Annotated in this window: 1 protein-coding gene; it reads left to right on the top strand. The window is 44.4% G+C overall.

Annotated features, from left to right (window positions below; genetic code table 11):
- The coding region (locus tag CD034_RS07210) for a hypothetical protein (RefSeq protein WP_219727363.1) at positions 1-480 on the top strand (480 nt) is incomplete at both ends.

The raw sequence follows: 480 nt of genomic DNA on the forward strand, positions 1-480 counted from the left end.
CTCGCTCGCACTTTCTGATGCTGAGTCGCTCGCACTTTCTGATGCTGACTCACTCGCACTTTCTGACGCTGAGTCACTCACACTTGTTGATGCTGAGTCGCTCGCACTTTCTGACGCTGAATCTGATGCGCTTGTTGACACACTTTGTGAATTAGCTGTACTTGTTGATGCACTTTGTGAGTTAGCTGTACTTGTTGACGCACTTTGTGAGTTAGCTGTACTTGTTGACGCACTTTGTGAATTAGCTGTACTTGTTGACGCACTTTGTGAATTAGCTGTACTTGTTGACGCACTTTGTGAGTTAGCTGTACTTGTTGACGCACTTTGTGAGTTAGCTGTACTTGTTGACGCACTTTGTGAATTAGCTGTACTTGTTGACGCACTTTGTGAATTAGCTGTACTTGTTGACGCACTTTGTGAGTTAGTTGTACTTGTTGACGCACTTTGTGAGTTAGCTGTACTTGTTGACGCACTTTGTGA

Source organism: Staphylococcus hominis subsp. hominis (genome assembly GCF_002901845.1).
GTDB classification, from domain to species: Bacteria; Bacillota; Bacilli; order Staphylococcales; family Staphylococcaceae; genus Staphylococcus; species Staphylococcus hominis.